The 22,562-nt window shown below is 52.7% G+C and carries 21 protein-coding genes and 1 rRNA gene; 4 read left to right on the top strand and 18 right to left on the bottom strand.

Annotated features, from left to right (window positions below; genetic code table 11):
- The 5 genes from OGV89_RS01170 to pepQ form a co-directional block, all read right to left on the bottom strand.
- Positions 1–363, bottom strand: a 16S ribosomal RNA gene (locus OGV89_RS01170); the annotation flags it as partial.
- A 375-nt stretch (positions 364–738) separates the two neighbouring features.
- A complete protein-coding gene (gene hemG / locus OGV89_RS01165; RefSeq protein WP_003017846.1) occupies positions 739–1,284 on the bottom strand; it encodes a menaquinone-dependent protoporphyrinogen IX dehydrogenase in 546 nt (181 codons plus the stop codon).
- Between the two features lie 11 nt (positions 1,285–1,295).
- Positions 1,296–2,747, bottom strand: coding sequence for a Trk system potassium transporter TrkH (trkH, locus tag OGV89_RS01160; RefSeq protein WP_003017848.1), 1,452 nt, complete (start codon positions 2,745–2,747; stop codon positions 1,296–1,298).
- A 38-nt stretch (positions 2,748–2,785) separates the two neighbouring features.
- Positions 2,786–3,400, bottom strand: a complete 615-nt coding sequence (locus OGV89_RS01155; protein ID WP_003841252.1) for an IMPACT family protein — start codon at positions 3,398–3,400, stop codon at positions 2,786–2,788.
- Positions 3,400–4,731 carry a Xaa-Pro dipeptidase gene (gene pepQ / locus OGV89_RS01150; RefSeq protein ID WP_003844657.1) on the bottom strand — a complete coding sequence of 444 codons (1,332 nt, stop codon included), beginning with the start codon at positions 4,729–4,731 and terminating at the stop codon, positions 3,400–3,402. The genes OGV89_RS01155 and pepQ overlap by 1 nt, the downstream gene beginning before the upstream one ends.
- Positions 4,732–4,920: 189 nt before the next feature.
- On the opposite strand from pepQ, the gene fadB reads away from it, so the two are divergent.
- Positions 4,921–7,110, top strand: coding sequence for a fatty acid oxidation complex subunit alpha FadB (fadB, locus tag OGV89_RS01145; RefSeq protein ID WP_003017855.1), 2,190 nt, complete (start codon positions 4,921–4,923; stop codon positions 7,108–7,110).
- A gap of 9 nt (positions 7,111–7,119) precedes the next feature.
- Complete coding sequence (fadA, locus tag OGV89_RS01140) at positions 7,120–8,283, top strand: acetyl-CoA C-acyltransferase FadA (RefSeq protein ID WP_003017858.1); 1,164 nt, start codon at positions 7,120–7,122, stop codon at positions 8,281–8,283.
- Between the two features lie 178 nt (positions 8,284–8,461).
- Here the strand turns inward: fadA and OGV89_RS01135 are convergent, their stop codons facing one another.
- From OGV89_RS01135 to ubiD, 4 genes are all read right to left on the bottom strand, one after another.
- The gene (locus OGV89_RS01135; RefSeq protein ID WP_003844654.1) at positions 8,462–9,442 is read right to left on the bottom strand and encodes a LacI family DNA-binding transcriptional regulator; all 981 of its coding nucleotides are present in this window, start codon (positions 9,440–9,442) and stop codon (positions 8,462–8,464) included.
- Between the two features lie 7 nt (positions 9,443–9,449).
- On the bottom strand, positions 9,450–10,364 hold the full coding sequence (locus OGV89_RS01130) for an ROK family protein (protein ID WP_003844652.1): 915 nt from the start codon (positions 10,362–10,364) through the stop codon (positions 9,450–9,452).
- A 227-nt stretch (positions 10,365–10,591) separates the two neighbouring features.
- Positions 10,592–11,293 (bottom strand): NAD(P)H-flavin reductase, encoded by a 702-nt coding sequence (gene fre, locus OGV89_RS01125; protein ID WP_003017873.1) that lies wholly within the window; start codon positions 11,291–11,293, stop codon positions 10,592–10,594.
- Between the two features lie 40 nt (positions 11,294–11,333).
- Positions 11,334–12,827: a 4-hydroxy-3-polyprenylbenzoate decarboxylase gene (gene ubiD / locus OGV89_RS01120; RefSeq protein WP_003844649.1), complete on the bottom strand. Its 1,494-nt coding sequence runs from the start codon at positions 12,825–12,827 to the stop codon at positions 11,334–11,336.
- A 204-nt stretch (positions 12,828–13,031) separates the two neighbouring features.
- Here ubiD and rfaH point away from each other — a divergent pair, with 204 nt between their 5' ends.
- A complete protein-coding gene (rfaH, locus tag OGV89_RS01115) occupies positions 13,032–13,520 on the top strand; it encodes a transcription/translation regulatory transformer protein RfaH (protein WP_003017881.1) in 489 nt (162 codons plus the stop codon).
- A gap of 5 nt (positions 13,521–13,525) precedes the next feature.
- Here the strand turns inward: rfaH and tatD are convergent, their stop codons facing one another.
- The 9 genes from tatD to udp form a co-directional block, all read right to left on the bottom strand.
- Complete coding sequence (gene tatD / locus OGV89_RS01110; protein ID WP_003844646.1) at positions 13,526–14,308, bottom strand: 3'-5' ssDNA/RNA exonuclease TatD; 783 nt, start codon at positions 14,306–14,308, stop codon at positions 13,526–13,528.
- A gap of 41 nt (positions 14,309–14,349) precedes the next feature.
- A complete protein-coding gene (gene tatC / locus OGV89_RS01105) occupies positions 14,350–15,141 on the bottom strand; it encodes a Sec-independent protein translocase subunit TatC (RefSeq protein WP_003017884.1) in 792 nt (263 codons plus the stop codon).
- Positions 15,142–15,143: 2 nt separating this feature from the next.
- Complete coding sequence (tatB, locus tag OGV89_RS01100) at positions 15,144–15,692, bottom strand: Sec-independent protein translocase protein TatB (protein ID WP_003841235.1); 549 nt, start codon at positions 15,690–15,692, stop codon at positions 15,144–15,146.
- A 3-nt stretch (positions 15,693–15,695) separates the two neighbouring features.
- On the bottom strand, positions 15,696–15,950 hold the full coding sequence (gene tatA / locus OGV89_RS01095; protein ID WP_003844644.1) for a Sec-independent protein translocase subunit TatA: 255 nt from the start codon (positions 15,948–15,950) through the stop codon (positions 15,696–15,698).
- Positions 15,951–16,028: 78 nt separating this feature from the next.
- Entirely contained in the window at positions 16,029–17,669 is a 1,641-nt protein-coding gene (ubiB, locus tag OGV89_RS01090; RefSeq protein WP_003017891.1) for a ubiquinone biosynthesis regulatory protein kinase UbiB, read from the bottom strand.
- Entirely contained in the window at positions 17,666–18,271 is a 606-nt protein-coding gene (gene ubiJ, locus OGV89_RS01085; protein ID WP_003844641.1) for a ubiquinone biosynthesis protein UbiJ, read from the bottom strand. The genes ubiB and ubiJ overlap by 4 nt, the downstream gene beginning before the upstream one ends.
- A 13-nt stretch (positions 18,272–18,284) precedes the next feature.
- Positions 18,285–19,040 carry a bifunctional demethylmenaquinone methyltransferase/2-methoxy-6-polyprenyl-1,4-benzoquinol methylase UbiE gene (gene ubiE, locus OGV89_RS01080; RefSeq protein WP_003017897.1) on the bottom strand — a complete coding sequence of 252 codons (756 nt, stop codon included), beginning with the start codon at positions 19,038–19,040 and terminating at the stop codon, positions 18,285–18,287.
- A 94-nt stretch (positions 19,041–19,134) separates the two neighbouring features.
- Positions 19,135–20,565, bottom strand: a complete 1,431-nt coding sequence (gene rmuC / locus OGV89_RS01075) for a DNA recombination protein RmuC (RefSeq protein WP_003017901.1) — start codon at positions 20,563–20,565, stop codon at positions 19,135–19,137.
- Positions 20,566–20,705: 140 nt separating this feature from the next.
- Positions 20,706–21,467: a uridine phosphorylase gene (gene udp, locus OGV89_RS01070; RefSeq protein ID WP_003017903.1), complete on the bottom strand. Its 762-nt coding sequence runs from the start codon at positions 21,465–21,467 to the stop codon at positions 20,706–20,708.
- Between the two features lie 265 nt (positions 21,468–21,732).
- Between udp and OGV89_RS01065 the strand changes: the two genes are divergently transcribed.
- A complete protein-coding gene (locus tag OGV89_RS01065; protein ID WP_032939191.1) occupies positions 21,733–22,539 on the top strand; it encodes a dienelactone hydrolase family protein in 807 nt (268 codons plus the stop codon).
- The last annotated feature ends 23 nt before the right edge of the window (positions 22,540–22,562 follow it).

The following is a 22,562-nucleotide window of genomic DNA, read 5'->3' as shown; positions in this document are numbered from 1 at the left end:
TCCCCACTGCTGCCTCCCGTAGGAGTCTGGACCGTGTCTCAGTTCCAGTGTGGCTGGTCATCCTCTCAGACCAGCTAGGGATCGTCGCCTAGGTGAGCCGTTACCCCACCTACTAGCTAATCCCATCTGGGCACATCCGATGGCAAGAGGCCCGAAGGTCCCCCTCTTTGGTCTTGCGACGTTATGCGGTATTAGCTACCGTTTCCAGTAGTTATCCCCCTCCATCGGGCAGTTTCCCAGACATTACTCACCCGTCCGCCACTCGTCACCCAAGGAGCAAGCTCCTCTGTGCTACCGTTCGACTTGCATGTGTTAGGCCTGCCGCCAGCGTTCAATCTGAGCCATGATCAAACTCTTCAATTTAAGTTTGATGCTCGTGAATTAAACTTCGTAATGAATTACGTATGTTCACTCAGAGACTTGGTATTCATTTTTCGTCTTGCGACGTTAAGAATCCGTATCTTCGAGTGCCCACACAGATTGTCTGATAAATTGTTAAAGAGCAGTGCCGCTTCGCTTTTTCTCAGCGGCGCGGGGTGTGCATATTACGCCATCCCGCTGCGAAGTCAAGCATTTAATTTCGCTTTCTTCGCCGGAGTTCTCAGTGGAACCCCGCTGACCCGGCGGCTTGTAATCCGTTGTTCCGTGTCAGTGGAGGCGCATTATAGGGAGTTATTTCAGGCTGACAAGGGGAAATTTAAAATAATCTTCCGAGTGCGTATTTTTTATTCTTTACGTTTATTTTAACGACGTTTTGTTGGTTAATTGGGCTATTTCCCGCGCGAATCTCGCAACCTGTTCCCAATCGGTATACACCACTTCTTTATTCGTATCCGTTTCACCGCCTGACATCTTCATTATCAGTTGGATCATAACTCGGTCATACCAGCGATAGCGGGGATACAGCAAAGCACCCGCAATGACTGCACTGTGATCTGGTCGCCACGGCGAACTCATCAGGAACTTACGCGCATAGCTGTTGGTTTGCGGCGTACGTTTCTCCGGTTTACGGGCAACGAGGTTTACGGAGTAGAACGCACTCGGCATCGAATTCAGCCGTGTGGCATGCTTTTTCACAAACTCCTGAAAAGCAGCATGGTAATGACCATAGCGAATCGAGGCGCCAATCACCACGCTGTCATAATTTTGCCAGTCCGGCTCCGCGGTACGATGCAAATTAACAACATCTGCCCAAACGCCCAGCTCTTTGAGTTCAGAAGCCAGATATTCAGCGATTTCACGCGTTTGTCCGTCCCGGGAAGAAAAAAGAATCAGTGTTTTCACGTGTTACTCCATTATTCACGCCAGAAGGTAGGGGTAAAGAGCACCAGCAGAGTAAAGACCTCCAGACGACCAAACAGCATATTGGCAATCAGGATCCACTTCGCCACAGGGTTCATACTGGCAAAATTGTCGGCAACAACCCCCAGTCCAGGCCCCAGGTTATTCAACGTTGCCACAACAGAGGCAAACGCGGAGAAGTCATCAACGCCGGTCGCAATAATCGCCAGCATACTGATAATAAAGACCAACGCATAGGCAGAGAAGAATCCCCATACGGCTTCAAGAATTCGCTCCGGCAACGCACGGTTACCCAGTTTGATACTGTAAACCGCATTCGGATGAACCAGTCGTTTCAATTCGCGGTTGCCTTGCTTAAACAGCAGCAGGATACGAATCACCTTCAAGCCCCCCCCCGTCGACCCGGCACAGCCGCCGATAAAAGCAGAACACAGCAGCAGCACCGGCAGGAACAGCGGCCAGCGGGCAATACTGTCCGTGGTAAATCCGGCAGTCGTCGCCATCGATACCACCTGGAAAAAGGCCTGGTTAATCGTCGTGAGCGCCGAGCCATAGGTATTGTGTATCCACAGCACCAACGTACAGACAGCCACCAGCGTCAACTGCACGCCGATGAACATGCGGAATTCCGGATCGCGCCAGTAAACCTTCAGACTACGCCCGCTTAATAAAGAGAAGTGCAGACCGTAGTTACAACCGGAGATCAGCAAGAAGATAGCAATAATCGTATTAATCGTGGGACTGTCGAAATACCCCACGCTGGCATCGTGTGTGGAAAAACCACCGATGGCAATCGTGGCAAAACTGTGCCCAATGGCGTCAAACGCGGGCATCCCGGCAAACCATAGCGCCAGCGCGCACGCCACCGTCAGTAATACATAGATAAGCCACAGCGTTTTCGCCGTTTCGGCAATACGCGGGCGCATCTTATTATCTTTCAGCGGCCCCGGCATTTCTGCCCGATAGAGCTGCATCCCACCCACGCCAAGAATAGGCAGAATAGCCACCGCCAGCACGATGATCCCCATCCCGCCGAACCATTGCAGCATCTGGCGATAAAAGAGAATCGCGTGTGGCAATGAATCCAGCCCCACCAGCGTCGTTGCACCGGTGGTGGTCAATCCGGAAAAGGATTCAAAAAAAGCGTCGGTTATCGTCAGGTTGGGGCTTTCCGCAAAGATGAACGGTAGCGCACCCACGCTGCCCAGAACGGTCCAGAACAAAACGACAATCAGAAATCCTTCGCGCGATTTCAGCTCGCCCTTCTCTTTACGGTTTGGCCACCACAGCATGGAGCCGATCGCCAAAGCAACGAAGAAAGTTTGGGTGAATGCACGCCCTGCCCCGTCACGGTATATGAGCGCTACCAGTCCAGGGATAATCATTGTCCCCGAGAATAAGATGACCAGTAGTCCAACGATTCGGGTGATGGCGCGAAAATGCATCTCTGCCGCTTCCTTAGTTCTTTAAAATGAGGTGGGGATTATTCTTCAATCGCTAACAATTGCAATGAACCACGACTAAAATCCGCCAGTTTTGCCGAAAACTCATCCACTTTGGCAAAAGGAAGCGCCACCCTGAGTCGAACAAAAGCCTGGTAATCACTGGCAACGACTTTACCGTCAAACTGCCCCAGCAAAGCTTCAATGCCTGCCAGCTGACCGTACTCACACTGCAAAGTATATTCGGTTAATGGCGTCTTGCGCTGTGTCGTTAACTGGCGCAACGCCTGATTCACACCGCCGCCGTAGGCTTTTACCAATCCTCCAGTACCGAGAAGGATACCGCCGTAGTAGCGCACGACTACAGCGGTAATCTCACCGACACCGCTCCCCATCAGCTGTGCGAGCATCGGTTTACCTGCCGTACCCGCCGGTTCGCCATCGTCTGAAAATCCTAGCTGCTGCGAGTCATTGGGCGCACCCGCCACCCACGCCACGCAATGGTGGCGGGCGTCCGGGTGTTCCGCTTTGACTGATTCAACAAACGCTTTTGCCGCTTCTACGCCGTCCGTATGGGCGAGCAGCGTAATGAAGCGGCTTTTTTTGATCTCTTCAACGACGCTAACCGGCCCCGCAGGGATTAACCAACTGTCCATTACGCCAGTTTCAAATCCCGAGTCATGTTTTCGATATTGTTTTCGTGGACCACCACGTTGTCTTCAATACGAATACCGCCGAACGGTTTCAGGGCTTCAATTTTCTGCCAGTTGAAGTGTTTGCTGAACTGCCCTTCACGCCACGGCGCCAGCAGAGATTCAATGAAGTAAATGCCCGGTTCGATGGTCAGAACCATGCCCGGTTGCAATACGCGGGTGCAACGCAGGTAAGGATACTTCGACGGCGCGGCCAGATGGGTACCACTGTCATCCTGCATAAAGCCAGCGACATCATGTACCTGCAGGCCCAACTGGTGACCAATGCCGTGTGGCATAAACGGCCCAGTAAGATCATTTTCTACCATCGCCTCTTCACTCATATCGGTGATGATTTGATGCTTACGCAGCAGCTTCGCGATGCGCTGATGGAACTGAATGTGGTAATCCACGTAGCTGGCACCTGCTTTCATGGTGGCAATCAGCGCCAGCTCTTCGTCGTTAACGTCTTTCACCAGATGCGCATAGTCGTTGTCGCTTTTCGCCGACCAGGTACGCGTCAGGTCTGCCGCATAGCCGTTGTATTCCGCGCCAGCGTCGAGCAAGAAGCTGCGGATTTCAGACGGCGCCTGATGATCCAGCTTGGTGTAATGAAGAACCGAAGCATGCTCGTTAAGCGCCACGATGTTGCTGTATGGCACGTCGGTGTCGCGGTGACCGGTGGCAGTCAGGTAAGCGAGGTTGATGTCAAACTCGCTCATTCCGGAACGGAACGCTTCTTCTGCTGCACGGTGTCCATTTACCGCCATTTTCTGCGCTTCGCGCATACAGGCCAGTTCGTAGTCCGTTTTATAGGCACGGTAATAATGCAGGTAGTCAATCACCCCTTTCGGGTTGATGTTGCTGGCCGCGATGTCCAGTTGCAGGGCACGTTCCGGAACCGGGCCAATGTAACCGATATTGCCGCGAGCAGCAGGCAGTTGGCTACCGATACCATCCGCTTTCGGCAGCGCGATGATCTCGATTTCTTCCGTCCAGAAAGAGGTCGGCAGCGGCTCAACGTTGTGCCAGTAATCGACCGGCAGGTAGAACCACAGTTTCGGCTTGTTTACGCCATCCACCAGCAACCAGCAGTTAGGAACCTGCGTGACAGGCACCCAGGCTTTGAATTGCGGATTGACCTTAAACGGGTACGGATGATCGTCGAGAAAGACGTTAACAAGTTCGCCTGAGTGAATAAGTAACGCATCCAGCTTGAAGCGCTCCAGCGCGTCGCGCGTCCGTTCTTGTAAGGTAACGATATGATTTTTATAGAGTGCGGCCAGTGATTCCATTTTCTATCCTTCTGTTTTTTTGACCTCAAGTCTCCGCATCTTAGCACATCGCTATGTGAGTGCGTGATTTCTGCCGAGCGTGATCGAATCGTCATTTCTTTAATCATTCATTTGCATTTTATTAACATAAAACACACACTTCGATTCATCTGGTATGACCAGATCACCTTGCGGATTCAGGAGACTGACATGCTTTACAAAGGCGACACCCTGTACCTCGACTGGCTGGAAGATGGCATCGCCGAACTGGTGTTCGATGCCCCTGGTTCGGTCAATAAACTCGACACGGCCACCGTTGCCAGCCTGGGCCATGCGCTTGATGTGCTGGAAAAACAACCGAATTTAAAAGGGCTGCTGCTGCGCTCTAACAAAGCAGCCTTTATTGTTGGTGCCGATATCACCGAATTCCTTTCACTGTTCCTCGTGCCTGAAGAGCAACTGAGCCAGTGGCTGCATTTTGCCAACAGCGTCTTTAACCGCCTCGAAGATCTACCTGTTCCGACCCTCTCAGCGGTAAATGGCTATGCGTTGGGCGGTGGCTGCGAGTGTGTCCTGGCAACCGATTATCGTCTGGCAACGCCGGACCTGCGCATTGGCCTGCCAGAAACCAAGCTGGGCATTATGCCGGGCTTTGGCGGCTCTGTGCGTATGCCACGTATGCTGGGTGCGGACAGCGCGCTGGAAATTATTGCGGCAGGTAAAGATGTTGGTGCTGAGCAGGCGCTAAAAATCGGTCTGGTCGATGGCGTAGTGAAGCAAGACAAACTGCTTGATGGCGCGATCGCGGTATTACGTCAGGCGATTAACGGCGACCTCGACTGGAAAGCCAAACGTCAGCCTAAGCTGGAGCCGTTGAAACTCAGCAAAATTGAAGCTGCTATGAGCTTTACCATCGCCAAAGGCATGGTGGCGCAGACGGCAGGTAAGCATTATCCCGCACCGATTACCGCGGTAAAAACCATTGAAGCAGCGGCTCGTTTTGGCCGTGAAGAAGCGCTGAATCTGGAAAATAAAAGCTTTGTGCCACTGGCGCACACCAGTGAAGCTCGCGCGCTGGTTGGGATCTTCCTTAACGATCAGTTCGTGAAAGCCAAAGCCAAAAAGCTCACCAAAAATATTGAAGCACCAAAGCAAGCGGCAGTGCTGGGTGCAGGCATTATGGGCGGCGGCATCGCTTACCAGTCAGCCTGGAAAGGCGTGCCGGTTGTCATGAAAGATATCAACGACAAATCATTAACGCTGGGCATGACCGAAGCGGCCAAACTGCTGAACAAACAGCTTGAGCGCGGCAAAATTGACGGTCTGAAAATGGCGGGCGTGATTTCCACTATTCATCCAACCCTCGACTATAGCGGTTTTGAGCGTGTGGACGTGGTGGTTGAAGCGGTCGTGGAAAACCCGAAAGTGAAAAAAGCGGTACTGGCGGAAACCGAAGATCAGGTTCGCCCGGACACCGTACTGGCGTCGAATACCTCTACCATCCCAATCAACGAGCTGGCTAGCGCGCTCAAGCGCCCGGAAAACTTCTGTGGGATGCACTTCTTTAACCCAGTACACCGCATGCCACTGGTTGAGATCATTCGCGGCGAGAAAAGCTCGGATGAAACCATCGCCAAAGTTGTCGCATGGGCAAGCCAGATGGGCAAAACGCCAATTGTGGTCAACGACTGCCCCGGTTTCTTCGTGAACCGCGTGCTGTTCCCGTATTTTGCCGGTTTTAGCCAGCTGCTGCGCGATGGGGCGGATTTCCGCAAAGTCGATAAAGTCATGGAAAAACAGTTTGGCTGGCCGATGGGCCCGGCTTATCTGCTGGACGTGGTGGGAATTGATACCGCACATCACGCGCAGGCAGTGATGTCCGCAGGCTTCCCTCAGCGTATGCAGAAAGATTATCGCGACGCGATAGACGCCCTGTTTGATGCAAACCGTTTCGGACAGAAAAACGGTCTTGGATTCTGGCGTTATAAAGAAGACAACAAGGGCAAGCCGAAAAAAGAAGAGGATGCCACCGTTGATGATCTGCTGGCAGAAGTCAGCCAGCCGAAACGCGAATTCAGTGATGAAGAGATTATCGCTCGCATGATGATCCCGATGGTCAACGAAGTGGTACGGTGCCTGGAAGAAGGCATTATCGCCAGCCCGGCAGAAGCCGATATGGCGCTGGTGTATGGCCTGGGCTTCCCTCCGTTCCACGGCGGCGCGTTCCGCTGGCTGGATACGCTCGGCAGCGCGAAGTATCTCGATATGGCCCAGCAATATCAGCACCTCGGAGCGCTGTATGAAGTTCCGGCTGGTCTGCGTGATAAGGCGCGCCATAACGAACCGTATTATCCCCAGGTTGAGCCTGCCCGCCCGGTTGGCAGCCTGAAAACGGCTTAAGGAGTCACAATGGAACAGGTTGTAATTGTTGATGCGATCCGTACCCCGATGGGCCGTTCAAAAGGGGGGGCGTTTCGTAACGTGCGTGCAGAAGATCTCTCCGCACACTTAATGCGTAGCCTGCTGGCGCGTAATCCGGCGCTGGATCCAACCGCGCTGGATGACATTTACTGGGGCTGTGTGCAGCAAACGCTTGAGCAGGGTTTCAACATCGCCCGTAACGCCGCGCTGCTGGCGGAAATCCCGCACTCCGTTCCGGCGGTCACCGTGAACCGCCTGTGCGGTTCATCAATGCAGGCGCTGCACGACGCGGCACGTATGATCATGACCGGCGATGCTCAGGCGTGCCTGATTGGTGGCGTGGAGCATATGGGCCATGTACCAATGAGCCACGGCGTTGATTTCCATCCGGGCATGAGCCGCAACGTAGCAAAAGCGGCGGGGATGATGGGTCTGACCGCAGAAATGCTCTCCCGCATGCACGGCATCAGCCGTGAAATGCAGGATGCTTTCGCCGCACGTTCACATGCTCGCGCCTGGGCTGCAACACAGTCTGGCGCATTTAAAAACGAAATCATCCCGACCGGCGGTCATGATGCCGACGGCGTGCTGAAGCAGTTTAACTACGATGAGGTTATCCGCCCGGAGACAACCGTTGAAGCGCTCTCCACCCTGCGCCCAGCGTTCGATCCGGTTAGTGGAACGGTCACTGCCGGTACCTCCTCCGCGCTCTCCGACGGCGCAGCGGCGATGCTGGTCATGAGTGAAAGTCGCGCCCGTGAACTGGGTCTGACGCCGCGTGCCCGTATTCGTTCGATGGCGGTAGTCGGCTGCGACCCTTCCATCATGGGTTACGGTCCGGTTCCGGCCTCAAAGCTGGCGCTGAAAAAAGCGGGACTCTCCACCAGCGACATCGGCTTGTTTGAAATGAACGAAGCCTTTGCCGCTCAGATCCTGCCGTGCATTAAAGATCTGGGACTGATGGAGCAGATAGACGAGAAGATCAACCTCAACGGCGGCGCGATCGCTCTGGGCCACCCACTGGGATGCTCCGGGGCGCGTATCAGCACCACCCTGCTCAATCTGATGGAACGCAAAGACGTACAGTTTGGCCTGGCGACGATGTGTATCGGGTTAGGCCAGGGCATCGCAACGGTATTTGAGCGAGTTTAATCAAAGATAAATTCCCCTAAATAATTCGCGCTGCATCGCGGCGGCAACTGAGCGAATCCCCGGGAGCATAGATAACTATGCGACCGGGGTGAGCAAAGGCAGCCAACAAAGAGGCAGAGTGAATTATGACGGGGAAAGGTTTAGTTGCCGTTCTTCCCGCCTGTCAGGGGCGGGTTTTTTATTTCCCTGAACTACCACGCACCACTAACTGCACCGGCAACAGCAGATTATCTTCCTGATTTTCTTCCAGCAATAAACGCAGCGCTTCACGCCCCAATTGTTGTTTATCAACCGCAATGGTGGTGAGTGGTGGATGTGACCAGGCCGCAGCATCAATATCATCAAACCCCACCAACGCAAGATCTTCCGGGATACGTATACCCTGCTGCGTACACACCCGTTGAACAACCAGCGCTGCCGCGTCGTTATAGGCAAAAATGGCGTCGGGCGGCTCTGGCAGACTGAGCAATTCATTAACCGCCTCCACCAAAGATTGCTCGGTATCCAGCAGTGGCGGCGCAATGGCTTCATACTCTGGCGGCATCAGCAAGCGGGCTTCATACAATGCCTGACGGTAGCCCTTCTCGCGCTGACGGATGCTGTAGTGCGCAAGCGAACTGGCAAGAAAAGCGATACGGCTGCGCCCTTGCGCAATCAGATGTTGCGTGGCCAGATAACCGCCCTGGGTATTGTCCGGGTTCACGCAAGGCAGGTCCGGCGCCCAGAGATCCACCAGCACCAACGGCAGTTTCATCTGTTGCAGCAAGCCAAGTAATTCAGGCTCAAAAAATCCCGCGCAGATCAGCGCATCAGGCTGGTGCAGCATCACCTGCTCACTCACTGCATCGCCTGGACCAATGGAGAGAAAGCTCAGCGCAATACCATGGTCACGACAGTTATCTTCTATCCCCAGCAGCAGTTGAGAATAAAACGGCAATGCCCGGCTGATATTGTGCTGGCGGTGCAGCAAAAACAGGACGCGTTTGATCTTGTCTGCGCGCAGGCGAGAAAAATCATAACCCTGCTGCTGCGCCACAGAAATAATGCGCAGCCGGGTATCTTCACGTAGCCCTGGCTGCCCTTTCAGGGCGCGGGAAACCGCGCCAACCGAGACACCACAAGCTTCGGCAATGTCCCTGATACGTACAGGTTTCGTCATGTCACTCTCATTGATTTACGCTGGCCTTTTGTGCCCCCAGCCAGGCCGCGCCGCGTACGCCGCTGCTGTCACCGTGTCGGGCCTGAACGATCGGCGTACGGCACTGTTTACCAAATACGTACTGCGCCACTCGCGCCTGCAAGCCTGAGTACAGTAAAGTGATATTGGATACCCCACCGCCCAGCACGATAACATCGGGATCGAGCGTATTCACCACCCCCGCCAACGCGCGCGCCAGCTGATCGCAATAGCGTTCCCATAACAAACAGGCATCTGCATCACCCGATTCTACCCGCTGCATAATATGTGGCACATCTGCATGTTGTGCGGTGTGACTCATATACTGACGCTCCAGGCCGCTGCCGGAAATAAAGCTCTCAATACAGTTCACCTGTCCGCAATAGCATGTCACTTCAGCCCCATCCCGAGATTCGTGGTAGCGCGGCAATGCATTATGTCCCCACTCTCCTGCACAGGCGTTAGGTCCGGAGATCAAACGGTTATCGATGCATAGTCCACCGCCGCAACCGGTACCGAGGATCACACCAAATACCACGCTATGCCCGTGTCCGCTACCGTCCATCGCTTCCGACAGGGTAAAGCAGTTGGCATCATTAGTAACAGGCACGGGTATTCCTAACGCTCGCTCAAGGTCTTGAGCAAAAGCCTGCTGATTCAACACTAGGATGTTCGAATTCTTAATCAAACCTTCGCTATCCACCGCGCCAGGCACTCCAACACCAACCGATAAAGACTGATTAACGGCCAGTCTGGCCTTAGAAATCATCTCCGTCACGGCCTGGAAAAAATCACCGTAACTCTGCTTTGGTGTCGCACATCGCTCGCGGTAAACAATTTCACCCGCGTTATCAATCACCACCGCTTCAATTTTAGTCCCGCCGATATCCAGTCCGAGCCTCATGGTTTTCCCTCGTTGATGTCCAGCAATGTGATGCGATACAGCTTGCCCATTTTGTTTACTAAACAAAATGAGACCAATCACAAAAAATCAGTTTTATGGTTAATAGATAGGAAAAACATGTTTACTAAAAATGTTCTGAAAAGAGGAGCAGTGAGACCGGGCTTGCACCCTGTTAGAAGAAGTAAGGTTGGTGATGGATGCGCCGGAAGGACTCCGGCGCACAGCGCTTAAATGAACGCGAACGCGTCGCCAAACAGGCGATCTTCACGTGCCTGACGCTCATTACAGAACAGGTCGCGCGCGATTTTTGCCATCTCAAAACGACCGGCAATGTAGATATCGTGTTCCGCCAGAGTACCGTAATCCTGCAATACTGCCGTTAACACGGTTCCCGTACGACCACGCCAGCCGTCTTCAGGCTGCTCTACCACCGGCTCAACACGCAGGTTCGGGTGATTCACCGACAATGCTTCCAGCTCTGAGAGATCGTAGAGATGCTTCTCTTCGCGCCCGCCCCAGTAAATAGTGATATCGCGGTTGGGATTGCGTGCCAGCGCGGTAAGCAGAATAGAACGCACGTAAGAGAACCCTGTACCTCCGGCAATCAGGATCAGCGGGCGCTCGTCTTCATCACGCAGCCAGGCTTCGCCATGCGGAATATCGACCTTGATTTCCCGGTCTTTCAGAATACGGTCCATCACGGCCATGGCGTAAAGATTTAGCTCAGAGGCGCCAACGTGCAGCTCAATGAATCCTTGCTCGTCCGGCGTTGATGCCATGGAGAACGGACGCTTATCCCTTTCGTCCATCACGACCATTAAATACTGGCCAGCACGAAAGGAAAACGCCGCGTCTGGCACTAAACGAACGCGATATACGGTGTCAGTTATAGCTTCTACCGAGGTCACTTTACAGCTTAAGGTTGTCATGCGCTCTCTCTGTCGGATCAATAGGCAAAACGATCGCGCCTCAGGCGCTTTTGCCGTCATTAAAGATGGCCAGTTCATCCCAAATTGCGTCAATACGCGCAGTCACTTCAGGATCTTTTTTAATCGGACGTCCCCATTCGCGTTGGGTTTCGCCCGGCCATTTATTTGTGGCATCCAGCCCCATTTTTGAACCAAGGCCGGAAACCGGCGAGGCAAAGTCCAGGTAATCAATTGGCGTATTCTCTACCAGTACCGTATCCCGGGCGGGGTCCATACGGGTAGTAATAGCCCAAATTACATCATTCCAGTCGCGCGCGTTAACGTCATCATCGCAGACAATAACAAATTTGGTGTACATGAACTGGCGCAAAAAAGACCAAACACCCATCATGACGCGTTTGGCATGGCCTGCGTACTGTTTTTTCATCGTCACCACGGCCAGACGATATGAACAGCCTTCCGGAGGCAGGTAAAAATCGACGATTTCCGGGAACTGCTTTTGCAGAATAGGAACGAATACTTCGTTCAGCGCCACGCCGAGCACTGCTGGCTCATCAGGCGGACGTCCGGTATAGGTAGAGTGATAAATAGCATCTTCACGCTGGGTAATGTGGGTGACGGTAAAGACCGGGAAATTATCTACTTCGTTGTAGTAGCCGGTATGATCGCCATAGGGCCCTTCTGGAGCCAGCTCGCCCGGTTCGATGTACCCTTCCAGTACGATTTCTGCGCTGGCAGGCACTTCCAGGTCGTTGGAAATACATTTGACCACTTCGGTCTTGGTACCGCGCAACAGCCCGGCAAATGCGTACTCGGATAATGTATCAGGAACGGGTGTCACAGCCCCCAGAATAGTCGCAGGATCGGCCCCCAACGCCACTGAAACCGGGAAACGTTCACCAGGATGCGCCGCGCACCATTCCTGATAATCAAGCGCGCCGCCGCGATGGGACAACCAGCGCATAATAAGCTTGTTTTTACCAATCAGCTGCTGGCGATAGATGCCCAGATTCTGCCGCTCTTTATGCGGACCACGCGTGACGGTGAGTCCCCAGGTAATCAGCGGCGCGGCATCTTCCGGCCAGCAGGTCATAATCGGAATGCGGTTTAAATCAACGTCATCGCCGGAGTAGATTTTTTGCTGACAAGGCGCACCGCGCAACCGCTTAGTCGGCATGTTCAACACCTGCTTAAACTGCGGCAGCTTATCAAACAGATCGCGGAATCCTTTCGGTGGCTCTGGCTCTTTCAAAAACGCCAACAGTTTACCGACTTCTCGTAGCGCCGAGACATCTTCTTGTCCCATTCCCATCGCAACACGCTTTGGTGTGCCAAACAGGTTACACAGCACCGGCATTGAATAGCCTTTCGGATTCTCAAACAGTAACGCAGGCCCACCGGCACGCAGAGTGCGATCGGCAATTTCAGTAATTTCCAGGTGGGGATCCACCTCAAGCGAAATGCGTTTGAGTTCGCCCTGCTGTTCAAGCAGCGTCAGGAAGTCGCGTAAATCGTGATATTTCATGGCGTCCATTGTGGCCTCTTCGTAAGCGCTTCATTATACGGCGTTCATCATTGTGATGCTGTATTTTTGTTAAATTAGCGTGAACTCTGGCGATACATATAAGCCCTGGGAGTATATACCCATTGGGTTTCAGCCTGCGTTGAGGCGGGTATAATTAACTTAACGCATGGCTTTTGCTATGCTGGCGCTCAGAACAAGCGGATAAGAGTTATTATGCAATCCTGGTATTTACTGTACTGCAAACGTGGGCAACTTCAGCGAGCCCAGGAACACCTGGAAAGGCAGGCGGTGAACTGCCTGACGCCTATGATCACCCTGGAAAAAATAGTGCGCGGTAAACGTACTACAGTCAGTGAACCACTATTCCCTAATTACATGTTTGTCGAGTTCGATCCGGAAGTGATCCACACCACCACTATCAATGCCACGCGTGGTGTCAGCCATTTCGTCCGTTTTGGCGCGACGCCTGCGACAGTTCCTTCTCCCGTTATTCACCAGCTTTCTATCTACAAGCCTGAAGGAATTGTTGACCCGCAAACTCCTCAGCCAGGGGACAGCGTGATTATTACTGAAGGGGCGTTTGAGGGGCTAAAAGCGATCTTCACCGAACCGGATGGCGAAGCACGTTCCATGCTACTGCTTAACCTGTTGAATAAAGAGGTTAAGCAGAGCGTGAAAAATACCGGCTTTCGAAAAATTTAAGCCGTTTAGAAGGTCACTTCGAACAGTGTTCGGACGTTAGCATCAATGGTTGCTGACAGCCATTGAGGATCTTCCCCGCGCCAGTGGGCAATACGCTCAAGAATATGTGGCAGGTGCGCCGGTTCATTGCGCCGTGACGTCGGTTTAGGCGTTAAGTCGCGAGGGAGTAGGTAAGGCGCATCGGTTTCAATCAGCAGCCTTTCCACCGGAATAAACGGCAGCAGTTCCCGCAGTTCCATCCCCCGGCGCTCATCACAGACCCAGCCGGTGATACCGATATAGAGTCCCCGGTCCACGCAATCCTGCATCTCCTGCCGCGTTCCGGTAAAACAGTGCAGCACCGCGCCTGGGAGGCTATCCAGCCACGGCTCCAGCAACGTCAGAAAACGCTCATGGGCATCCCGACAATGCATGAAAATCGGCATCTGCAGTTCAGCAGCAATGCGCAGCTGCGCCTCAAAAGCACGTTCCTGCTCCTGCGGCGTGGAGAAATTGCGATTGAAATCCAGACCGCACTCGCCAATAGCGACCACCTCAGACTGGTTTGCCAGCGCGATAATCTCTTCTTCCGTTGAGGATTGCCATTGGCTGCTGTCATGCGGGTGCACGCCAGCCGTGGACCAGCAATGCGGATAATGCTGTGCCAACTTTAGCGCCTGCTGGCTTTCGTGCAGGTTTGTTCCGGTCAGAAGCATACCGTTTACGCCCGCAGCAAAGGCGCGCGCCACAACATCATCCCTGTCTTTTGCAAATTGTGAACTGGTTAAATTAACGCCAATGTCAAACATGCTACCTCCCATATGACAACCGCCCTGACGGGCGGTTGAATTTACTCTTCTGTTTTCTCGGTGGCTTCGGCTTCTTTTGCTTCTTCAGCCTCGTTGTCCTCATCTCTCGTACGTCGCTTGCCGACATAGAAACGAGAGAAGAAAACGCCCACTTCAAACAGGCAGTACATCGGTATCGCCAACAACGTTTGCGAGAAGACATCTGGCGGGGTCAGTAACATCCCGACGACAAATGCCCCTACCACAACGTAAGGACGCTTCTTGCGTAAATCGTCTGGCGTCGTAATGCCCATCCAGCATAGCAGCACAATGGCGACAGGGACCTCAAAAGAGACCCCGAAAGCCATAAACAGAGCCATGACGAAACTGAGATAGCTGGCAATGTCCGTTGATACCTGTACGCCTTGCGGAGCCGTGTTGGCCAGAAAACCAAACGCCAACGGGAAGACAACAAAATAGGCGAATGCCATGCCGATGTAGAACAGCAACGAACTGGAGACCAGCAGCGGCACAACCAGGCGACGTTCATGTTTGTACAAAGCAGGCGCAATGAATGCCCATACCTGGTAGAGGATCACTGGCGCTGACAGGATCAGCGACACCATGAAGGTCAACTTGATTGGCGTAAAGAACGGCGAAGCCACATCGGTGGCGATCATCGTTGCGCCCTGCGGCATCTGTTTAATCAGCGGTGCCGCAACCATATGGTAAATGTCGTTGGCAAAATAAACCAACGCCAGAAAGATCACGATTACCGCAATAATGCAGTTCAGGAGTCGCTTACGCAGCTCAATAAGATGCGTGATGAGCGGTTGGGTATCTTCTACAGACATGTTTACGGTTTATCACTCGACGAGGGTGAGGATTCGACAACAGGTGCGGCAGCTTTCTTTTCTGCATCCATCAACGTAGCGGAAGTGTTTTCCGTCGGCTCTGGCGTTTTAGCACCCGTGGATTCCGGTTTTTGCTCCGGCGAACTGGCCTGATTTTCAGCGGCGGCAGGGGTGACCCCTTCTCGCTGCGCTTCACCTTCTTTCACCACCGGATTATGGATAGTGTGCGCTTCATCGCTCGCTTTCTCAGGATCGTGCACGCTGTAAGAACGCTTCATCGATTCCGCCGCTTCACGCAGCTCATCCATTGACGCTTTCAGCTCCGGGGTTAGATTTGTCAGGCTCGCTTTCTCTACTTTCTTCAGGCTGTCCTGAAACTCCTGAAGCTTAAGCTCCTGGGTCAGTTCATTCTGAACAGTAGTTGCAAGGGAACGCAAAGCGCGAACCCAGCCAGCAACCGTTTTTACCGCTACGGGTAATCGTTGCGGCCCCAGAACAATGAGGCCGATCACGAACACCAATAACAGTTCGCTAAAACCGATATCAAACACGGATTATACCTGCTCTTTATCTTGGCTTTTGGCGTCTTCCTTTTTCACTTCGCCCTGCTTATCGGTGATAGATTTAGCTGTAAAATCAGCGTCCTGGCTGGTTTTATCTTGCTTAGACTCATCATCACCCATCGCTTTTTTGAAGCCTTTAATCGATGCACCAAGATCGGAACCGATGGAGCCGAGTTTCTTGGTGCCAAATAGCAGTACAACGATGACGGCAATGATCAACAACTGCCAAATACTGATACCACCCATACATGTTCCTCTGTCATAGATGATGAATTAATAAGGCCGTAGTATACGTTACACGGCCTGCCTTGGGCGATGAAAAATTCAGCGCATTTTGCGCCAGCCGATTAACCAGGCTAAAACACCGCCTACCATCAACCAGCCCGGCATAAGCCCCCACTCAGGGCGGCTTACCAGCAGGAATGTTCCACTTAGCAACAATGTTGCGCCAATGCCCAATAAATAACGGGATTGTCCCTGGCGTACATGATTCGCGTGAAGCTCGCGGGCAATCTTATCAACACTGTGCTGTAAATATTTGCCCTGGCGCAAACTGTCATACACCAGTTCAGGTATTTCTGGCATTTTTTCGACCCAGAACGGTGCTTTTTCTTTAAATGCCCTAACGAGCGCCGGAATACCGACCTGATCTTTAATCCAGGATTCGAGGAATGGCTTAGCCGTTTTCCACAAATCTAACTGCGGGTAGAGCTGTCGTCCGACACCCTCAACGTACAGCAGCGTCTTCTGTAGCAATACCAGTTGAGGCTGGACTTCCATATTGAAGCGGCGCGCAGTGTTGAACAAATTCAACAGCACATGACCAAAGGAAATCTCCGCCAGCGGTTTTTCAAAAATCGGCTCGCACACGGTACGAATAGCAAATTCAAACTCTTCTACGTTGGTATCCGGTGGAACCCAACCAGAATCCACGTGCAGTTCAGCAACTTTGCGGTAATCGCGGTTAAAGAACGCAATGAAGTTTTCAGCCAGGTAACGCTTATCTTCTTTGTTTAAAGAGCCCACAATCCCACAATCAATACCAATGTATTTAGGGTTTTCAGGGTGCTCATAACTGACGAAAATGTTCCCGGGGTGCATGTCCGCATGGAAAAAGCTGTCGCGGAAAACCTGAGTAAAGAAGACCTGAACACCACGCTCGGCCAGCAACTTCATATTGGTGCCGTTCTTCTCAAGCGTGGTGACATCTGAAACCGGGATACCGTAAATGCGCTCCATCACCATCATGTTCTGACTGCAATAGTCGGAATACACTTCCGGGATGTACAGCATCGGGCTATCTTCAAAATTACGTCGTAGCTGAATGGCATTCGCCGATTCGCGCAGCAGATTTAGCTCATCAATCAACGTTTTTTCATATTCACGGACGACTTCTGTTGGTCGCAGGCGACGTCCATCTGGCAGCAGACGAGGAACCCAACGAGCCAGGCGGTAGATCAGTTTTAAATCCGCTTTGATGACCGGCAGTATGTCCGGGCGAATAACTTTGATCACCACCTCTTTGCCATTCGATTTCAATCGCGCAGTATGAACCTGAGCAACAGACGCAGATGCCAGCGGCGTGATTTCAAAATCATCAAACCATTCCTCGACGGGCAGCCCGCCCATGGCCTCTTCGATTTGTTTTTTCGCTCTAAGCCCATCAAACGGGGCAACACGATCCTGCAATAGCGCAAGCTGATCGGCGATGTGCGGAGGGAAAAGGTCACGACGGGTGGAGAGCATCTGCCCAAACTTGATCCACACCGGGCCGAGTTCCTGTAAAGCCAGTCTCAGCCTTTCTCCCAGCGGTTTGTCTTTATGTCGGTTGGGCATCCAGAACAACGAGTATCGCCACAACCTAAGCGGCAGCGTGATTCGCATTTTGGGGATGAGTTCATCAAGACCGTAGCTTAAAAAAGTGCGAATGATGAAATAAAGGCGCCGTACTTCACCTGGCGTCATTTGGCCTCCAGTTTTTCCAGCCGTTTGGCCAGAGATTCAACCGCGCGCTCAACGGCTGCCGTTTCTTCAGCAAACCATGCAACCTCTAGTGGGCCAGGAGCCATGCGCCACTCTTCGGTGATCGCTTCGGCGACATAGCGCTGCTGGCGCTGAAAGTTATGGCACAGGAACTTCGCTCCACCACGCAAGACTTTGCTGACCCCTTCCGCGACGACATCGCCGGTATAGGGTGCTAACAGTTCTGCAGGATCCAACTCCGCCAGATCGGCCAGCACAACAAAGTTCTGTACTACCTGGATATCACCCTGGACTTCCAGTTCACCGCTGCGGATAAGCGTGGTGAGTTGCTGTCTGTCACGCAATTTCGGTAACACACTGGCATATGTGATTACGGTGCAATCGGCTTCGCCTTCCCACGCCCCCAGCACATCGACCTGGCGCTCACTAAACACCAGGACTAACGATGTTGAAAATCCTTTGAGATCAACACGTAGCACTTTGCCCTGTAAACGCGTTCTGGCTGACTTGAGCGCAGGAGAGCGGTACAGAAAGGTGTTGAGCAGATTTTCAACGCCTGCGGTCACTAAGGGTTTTAAAGGCATCCCCACTCTCCTGTCAGAACTTGTAACCACGATGCAGCGCAACGACACCTGCTGTCAGGTTGTAGTAATCAACGCTTTCGAACCCGGCATCTTGCATCATTGCTTTTAAGGTGTCCTGATCGGGATGCATGCGGATGGATTCCGCCAGATAGCGGTAGCTGTCCGCATCGCTTGCTACCATTGAACCTATACGCGGCAGAACATGGAAAGAGTACGCGTCGTAGGCTTTGCTCAACGGTTCGATAATCGGCTTGGAGAATTCCAGCACCAGTAGACGTCCGCCCGGCTTCAATACGCGGTACATGGAGCGTAATGCTTTGTCTTTATCCGTAACGTTGCGCAGACCGAAAGAGATGGTGATGCAGTCAAACGTGTTGTCAGGGAAAGGTAGTGCTTCCGCATTCGCCTGAACGTACTCAACGTTACCCACCACACCAATATTGCGCAGCTTTTCGCGACCCATTTTGAGCATTGAGTCATTGATATCCGCCAGCACAACTTTGCCGGTTTCGCCTACCATGCGAGAGAATTTCGCCGTCAGATCGCCGGTACCGCCTGCTAAATCGAGAACGGTTTGCCCGCGACGCACGCCACTGCAGTCAATGGTGAAGCGCTTCCACAAACGATGAATGCCGAATGACATTAAGTCATTCATAACGTCATATTTAGAGGCCACAGAATGAAAAACGTGGGCCACCATGTCAGCTTTCTGCTCTTTAGCGACGGTCTGAAAGCCAAAGTGCGTCGTTTCTTGTGAATTATCCACCATCTCAGTGCCTGCTCATTCAAAAAATGTTCGAGAAGTGTAACAGATTGGGCCAATTTGCCCTACCCTTCTGCCGGGTTCAACTACCCCAAATGGACTAGTTTGATTGCTGATTTACCGCTTCACCATCAGGGTAAGACGCATCTTGTTGCGTCTCAGGGACCGAGCGCAAACGGTACTCTTCATCCTGCGTAGTGGCTTGTTCAGCCAGCTCAGGATTAATCTCGCGCTTAATTTCTACACCTAAACTGCGAAACGCTTCTGCCTGCGACAGGACGTTTCCACGACCGGAAGAGAGTTTTTTCATCGCCTGTCGGTAATTATCCTGGGCTTTGTCCAGGCTTTGACCTATTGCCGACATATCATCCACAAACAACCGCATCTTGTCATAAAGTTTGCTGGCCCGATCGGCAATTTGTTGCGCATTACGACTCTGATGCTCGTAGCGCCACAGGTTGGCAATCGTGCGCAATGCCACCAACAGCGTGGTAGGACTCACCAGCATAATGTTATTTCTAAGCGCTTCGGTAATCAGTTCGGGCTGTCTGTCGAGCGCCAGCAAAAAAGCGGGTTCAACGGGGATAAACATCAGCACATAGTCAAGCGTACGCAGCCCCGGAAGCTGCTGATAGTCTTTGCGGCCCAGCAGACGAATGTGGTTGCGCACCGAGGCGATGTGCTCCTGCAACGCGCTCTCGCGGGTGAATTCATCTTCAGCGTTAAAATAGCGTTCATAGGCGACCAGCGTCATTTTCGCATCAATCACCACATCTTTGCCCTGCGGTAACCGGACAATAACATCTGGCTGCATCCGCGAACGGGCGTCGTTTTCGATGCTGACCTGGGTTTCGTATTCATAGCCTTCGCGCAGACCGGAAGCCTCAAGCACCCGCGTGAGTACCACCTCGCCCCAGTTCCCCTGCGTTTTGTTATCACCTTTTAATGCCCGCGTCAGGTTTACCGCTTCCTGTGCCATCTGCGCGTTCAGCTGCTGGAGATTACGAATTTCGTGCGCCAGAGTATGACGTTCCTGTGCCTCTTTACCAAAGCTGTCCTGAACCTGGCGTCGAAATCCGTCCAATTGTTCGCGAAGCGGTGCCAGCAGGCTGTTCAGGCTTTGGCGATTTTGCTCATCGACGCGGCGATTGCTGTGCTCGAATATACGGTTCGCCAGATTTTCAAACTGCTCGCTCAGGCGCTGTTCGCTGTTGATCATCTGACGAATCTTATCTTCCGCATGCTGTTGCGTTGCTTCCAGCCGGGTGGTGACTTCACGGAGATCAGCTTCCAGAGAGGTGTTGATACTGTGCAGGCTGCGCAATTCGTTATTAAGCAGTTCGCACTCATCACGCCAGTGGGCTTCCTGTGAGAGTTGTTGCCGGGCGGCACTTAGCGCGATATCCAGTTCACGTCGTTCTTCGATGAGATCGGCACGGATCCTGTCGGCGTGCGCTTTTGTTGCCAGCCACCCAACCAGCAGCCCTGCGGCTAACGCCAGCACGGCACTCATCATAATTGAAATATCCACAATGCCCCCTTACAGCAACGACTTACCCGCACAAAATAGAATTGTGCTGTATAAACGTCCAGTTTAAAAGGAATTTCCTGCGAGGTACTACGCAAAATAAAAAGGCCGAACGCGTCGGCCTTTTTGAATAGGCGGGAGAATTACAGTAAACGACGCGCAGCTTCCACCACGATTTTTACCGCATGGCTTTCTGTTTGTTTCATCGTTTCCGCATTAGGGATCTCTTGCTGAGTACGGTTCACGATAACACCTGCGACCATACCGGCACGCAGACCCTGGCTTGCGCACATGGTCAGTAGCGTGGCAGATTCCATTTCGTAGTTCATAACGCCCATAGACTGCCACTCTTCCATCGAGCCTTTGAAACGGCTCACGACGCGACCAGAGAAGGTGTCGTAACGTTCCTGGCCCGGGTAGAAGGTGTCAGAAGATGCGGTAACGCCCACGTGGGTAGTGGCGCCGATAGATTTCGCCGCTTCCACCAGCGCGGTGGTGCACTCGAAGTCCGCAACGGCCGGGAACTCCATTGGCGCGAAGTGCAGGCTTGCGCCGTCCAGACGGACAGACGCCGTGGTGACCAGGACATCACCTACATTGATATGCGGCTGGATAGCGCCAGTCGTACCGATACGCAGGAAGGTACGAATGCCCAGTTGTGCCAGTTCTTCAACGGCAATAGAGGTTGACGGGCCGCCGATACCGGTAGAGCAAACGATCACGGCTTTACCATCCAGCTCAGCACGCCAGGTAGTGAACTCGCGATGAGATGCCAGCTTAACCGGCTTATCCATCAGCGCGGCGATCTTTTCCACACGCTCCGGGTCGCCAGGGACGATAGCAAGCGTAGCCCCTTGTAAGTCGCTCTTAGTGAGGCCGAGATGAAAAACATCAGACTTAGACATAAAAACTCCTCTGTGAATCGGTTTTGTCAGAAGAAGCAAAAACACACTTTACCGAAGGCATGAACATATTTTCGTGACAGTCATCACTCTGATGTAAATCAATTGCATTCAATTACCATCAAATAGTGATTCATATCACATAAATGATGCGATGTAAGGAAGCCCTGCACAAAAGATAGCCCGTTTAAGGCAATGTGGTTCGTTGCATGTGTCTATAGTTAACAATGCGCTTTTTGGCTGAATATTTAAGGGTACGGAGAATACCATGACAACACGACAATCTGGCTTTGCACCTGCTGTATCTCCACCGACGTCTACCACGGTTCACACTCCGGATAACGAAATTATCGCCGGTGTAACGTCCATACCTTCACAAGGCGAAGATATGCCAGCGTATCACGCACGACCAAAACAAACCGATGGACTGCTTCCCGTGGTCATTGTCGTGCAGGAGATTTTTGGTATTCATGAGCACATTCGTGACGTTTGCCGCCGTCTGGCTCTGGAAGGGTATCTGGCTATCGCACCAGAACTCTATTTTCGCGAAGGCGATCCCAATGACTTTGCCGATATCCCCACGTTGCTCAGCGGCCTTGTCGCCAAAGTGCCTGACTCTCAGGTACTGGCCGATCTGGACCACGTCGCCAGTTGGGCCTCCCGCAACGGGGGAGATGCGCACCAACTGATGATCACCGGATTTTGCTGGGGTGGACGCATCACCTGGCTGTATGCCGCACATAATCCGCAGTTAAAAGCGGCGGTGGCGTGGTATGGCAAACTGGTGGGTGATAAAACCCTCAACTCGCCGAAACATCCCGTTGATATCGCAACCGATCTTAACGCCCCCGTTTTGGGACTTTATGGCGGCCAGGATACCAGCATTCCGCAAGATACCGTTGAAACAATGCGTCAGGCGCTACGCGCCGCCAATGCGAAAGCGGAAATCGTGGTCTATCCCGATGCCGGACATGCCTTCAACGCCGATTATCGCCCGAGCTATCACGAAGAGTCCGCGAAAGACGGCTGGCAGAGAATGCTGGAGTGGTTCGCGCAATACGGTGGGAAGAAATAATTCCCGCCAGGCAAACCAATAAA

The organism is Citrobacter sp. Cf125, assembly GCF_030333935.1.
GTDB lineage: Bacteria > Pseudomonadota > Gammaproteobacteria > Enterobacterales > Enterobacteriaceae > Citrobacter > Citrobacter freundii.
This window is presented reverse-complemented; position numbering and strand designations above follow the sequence as displayed.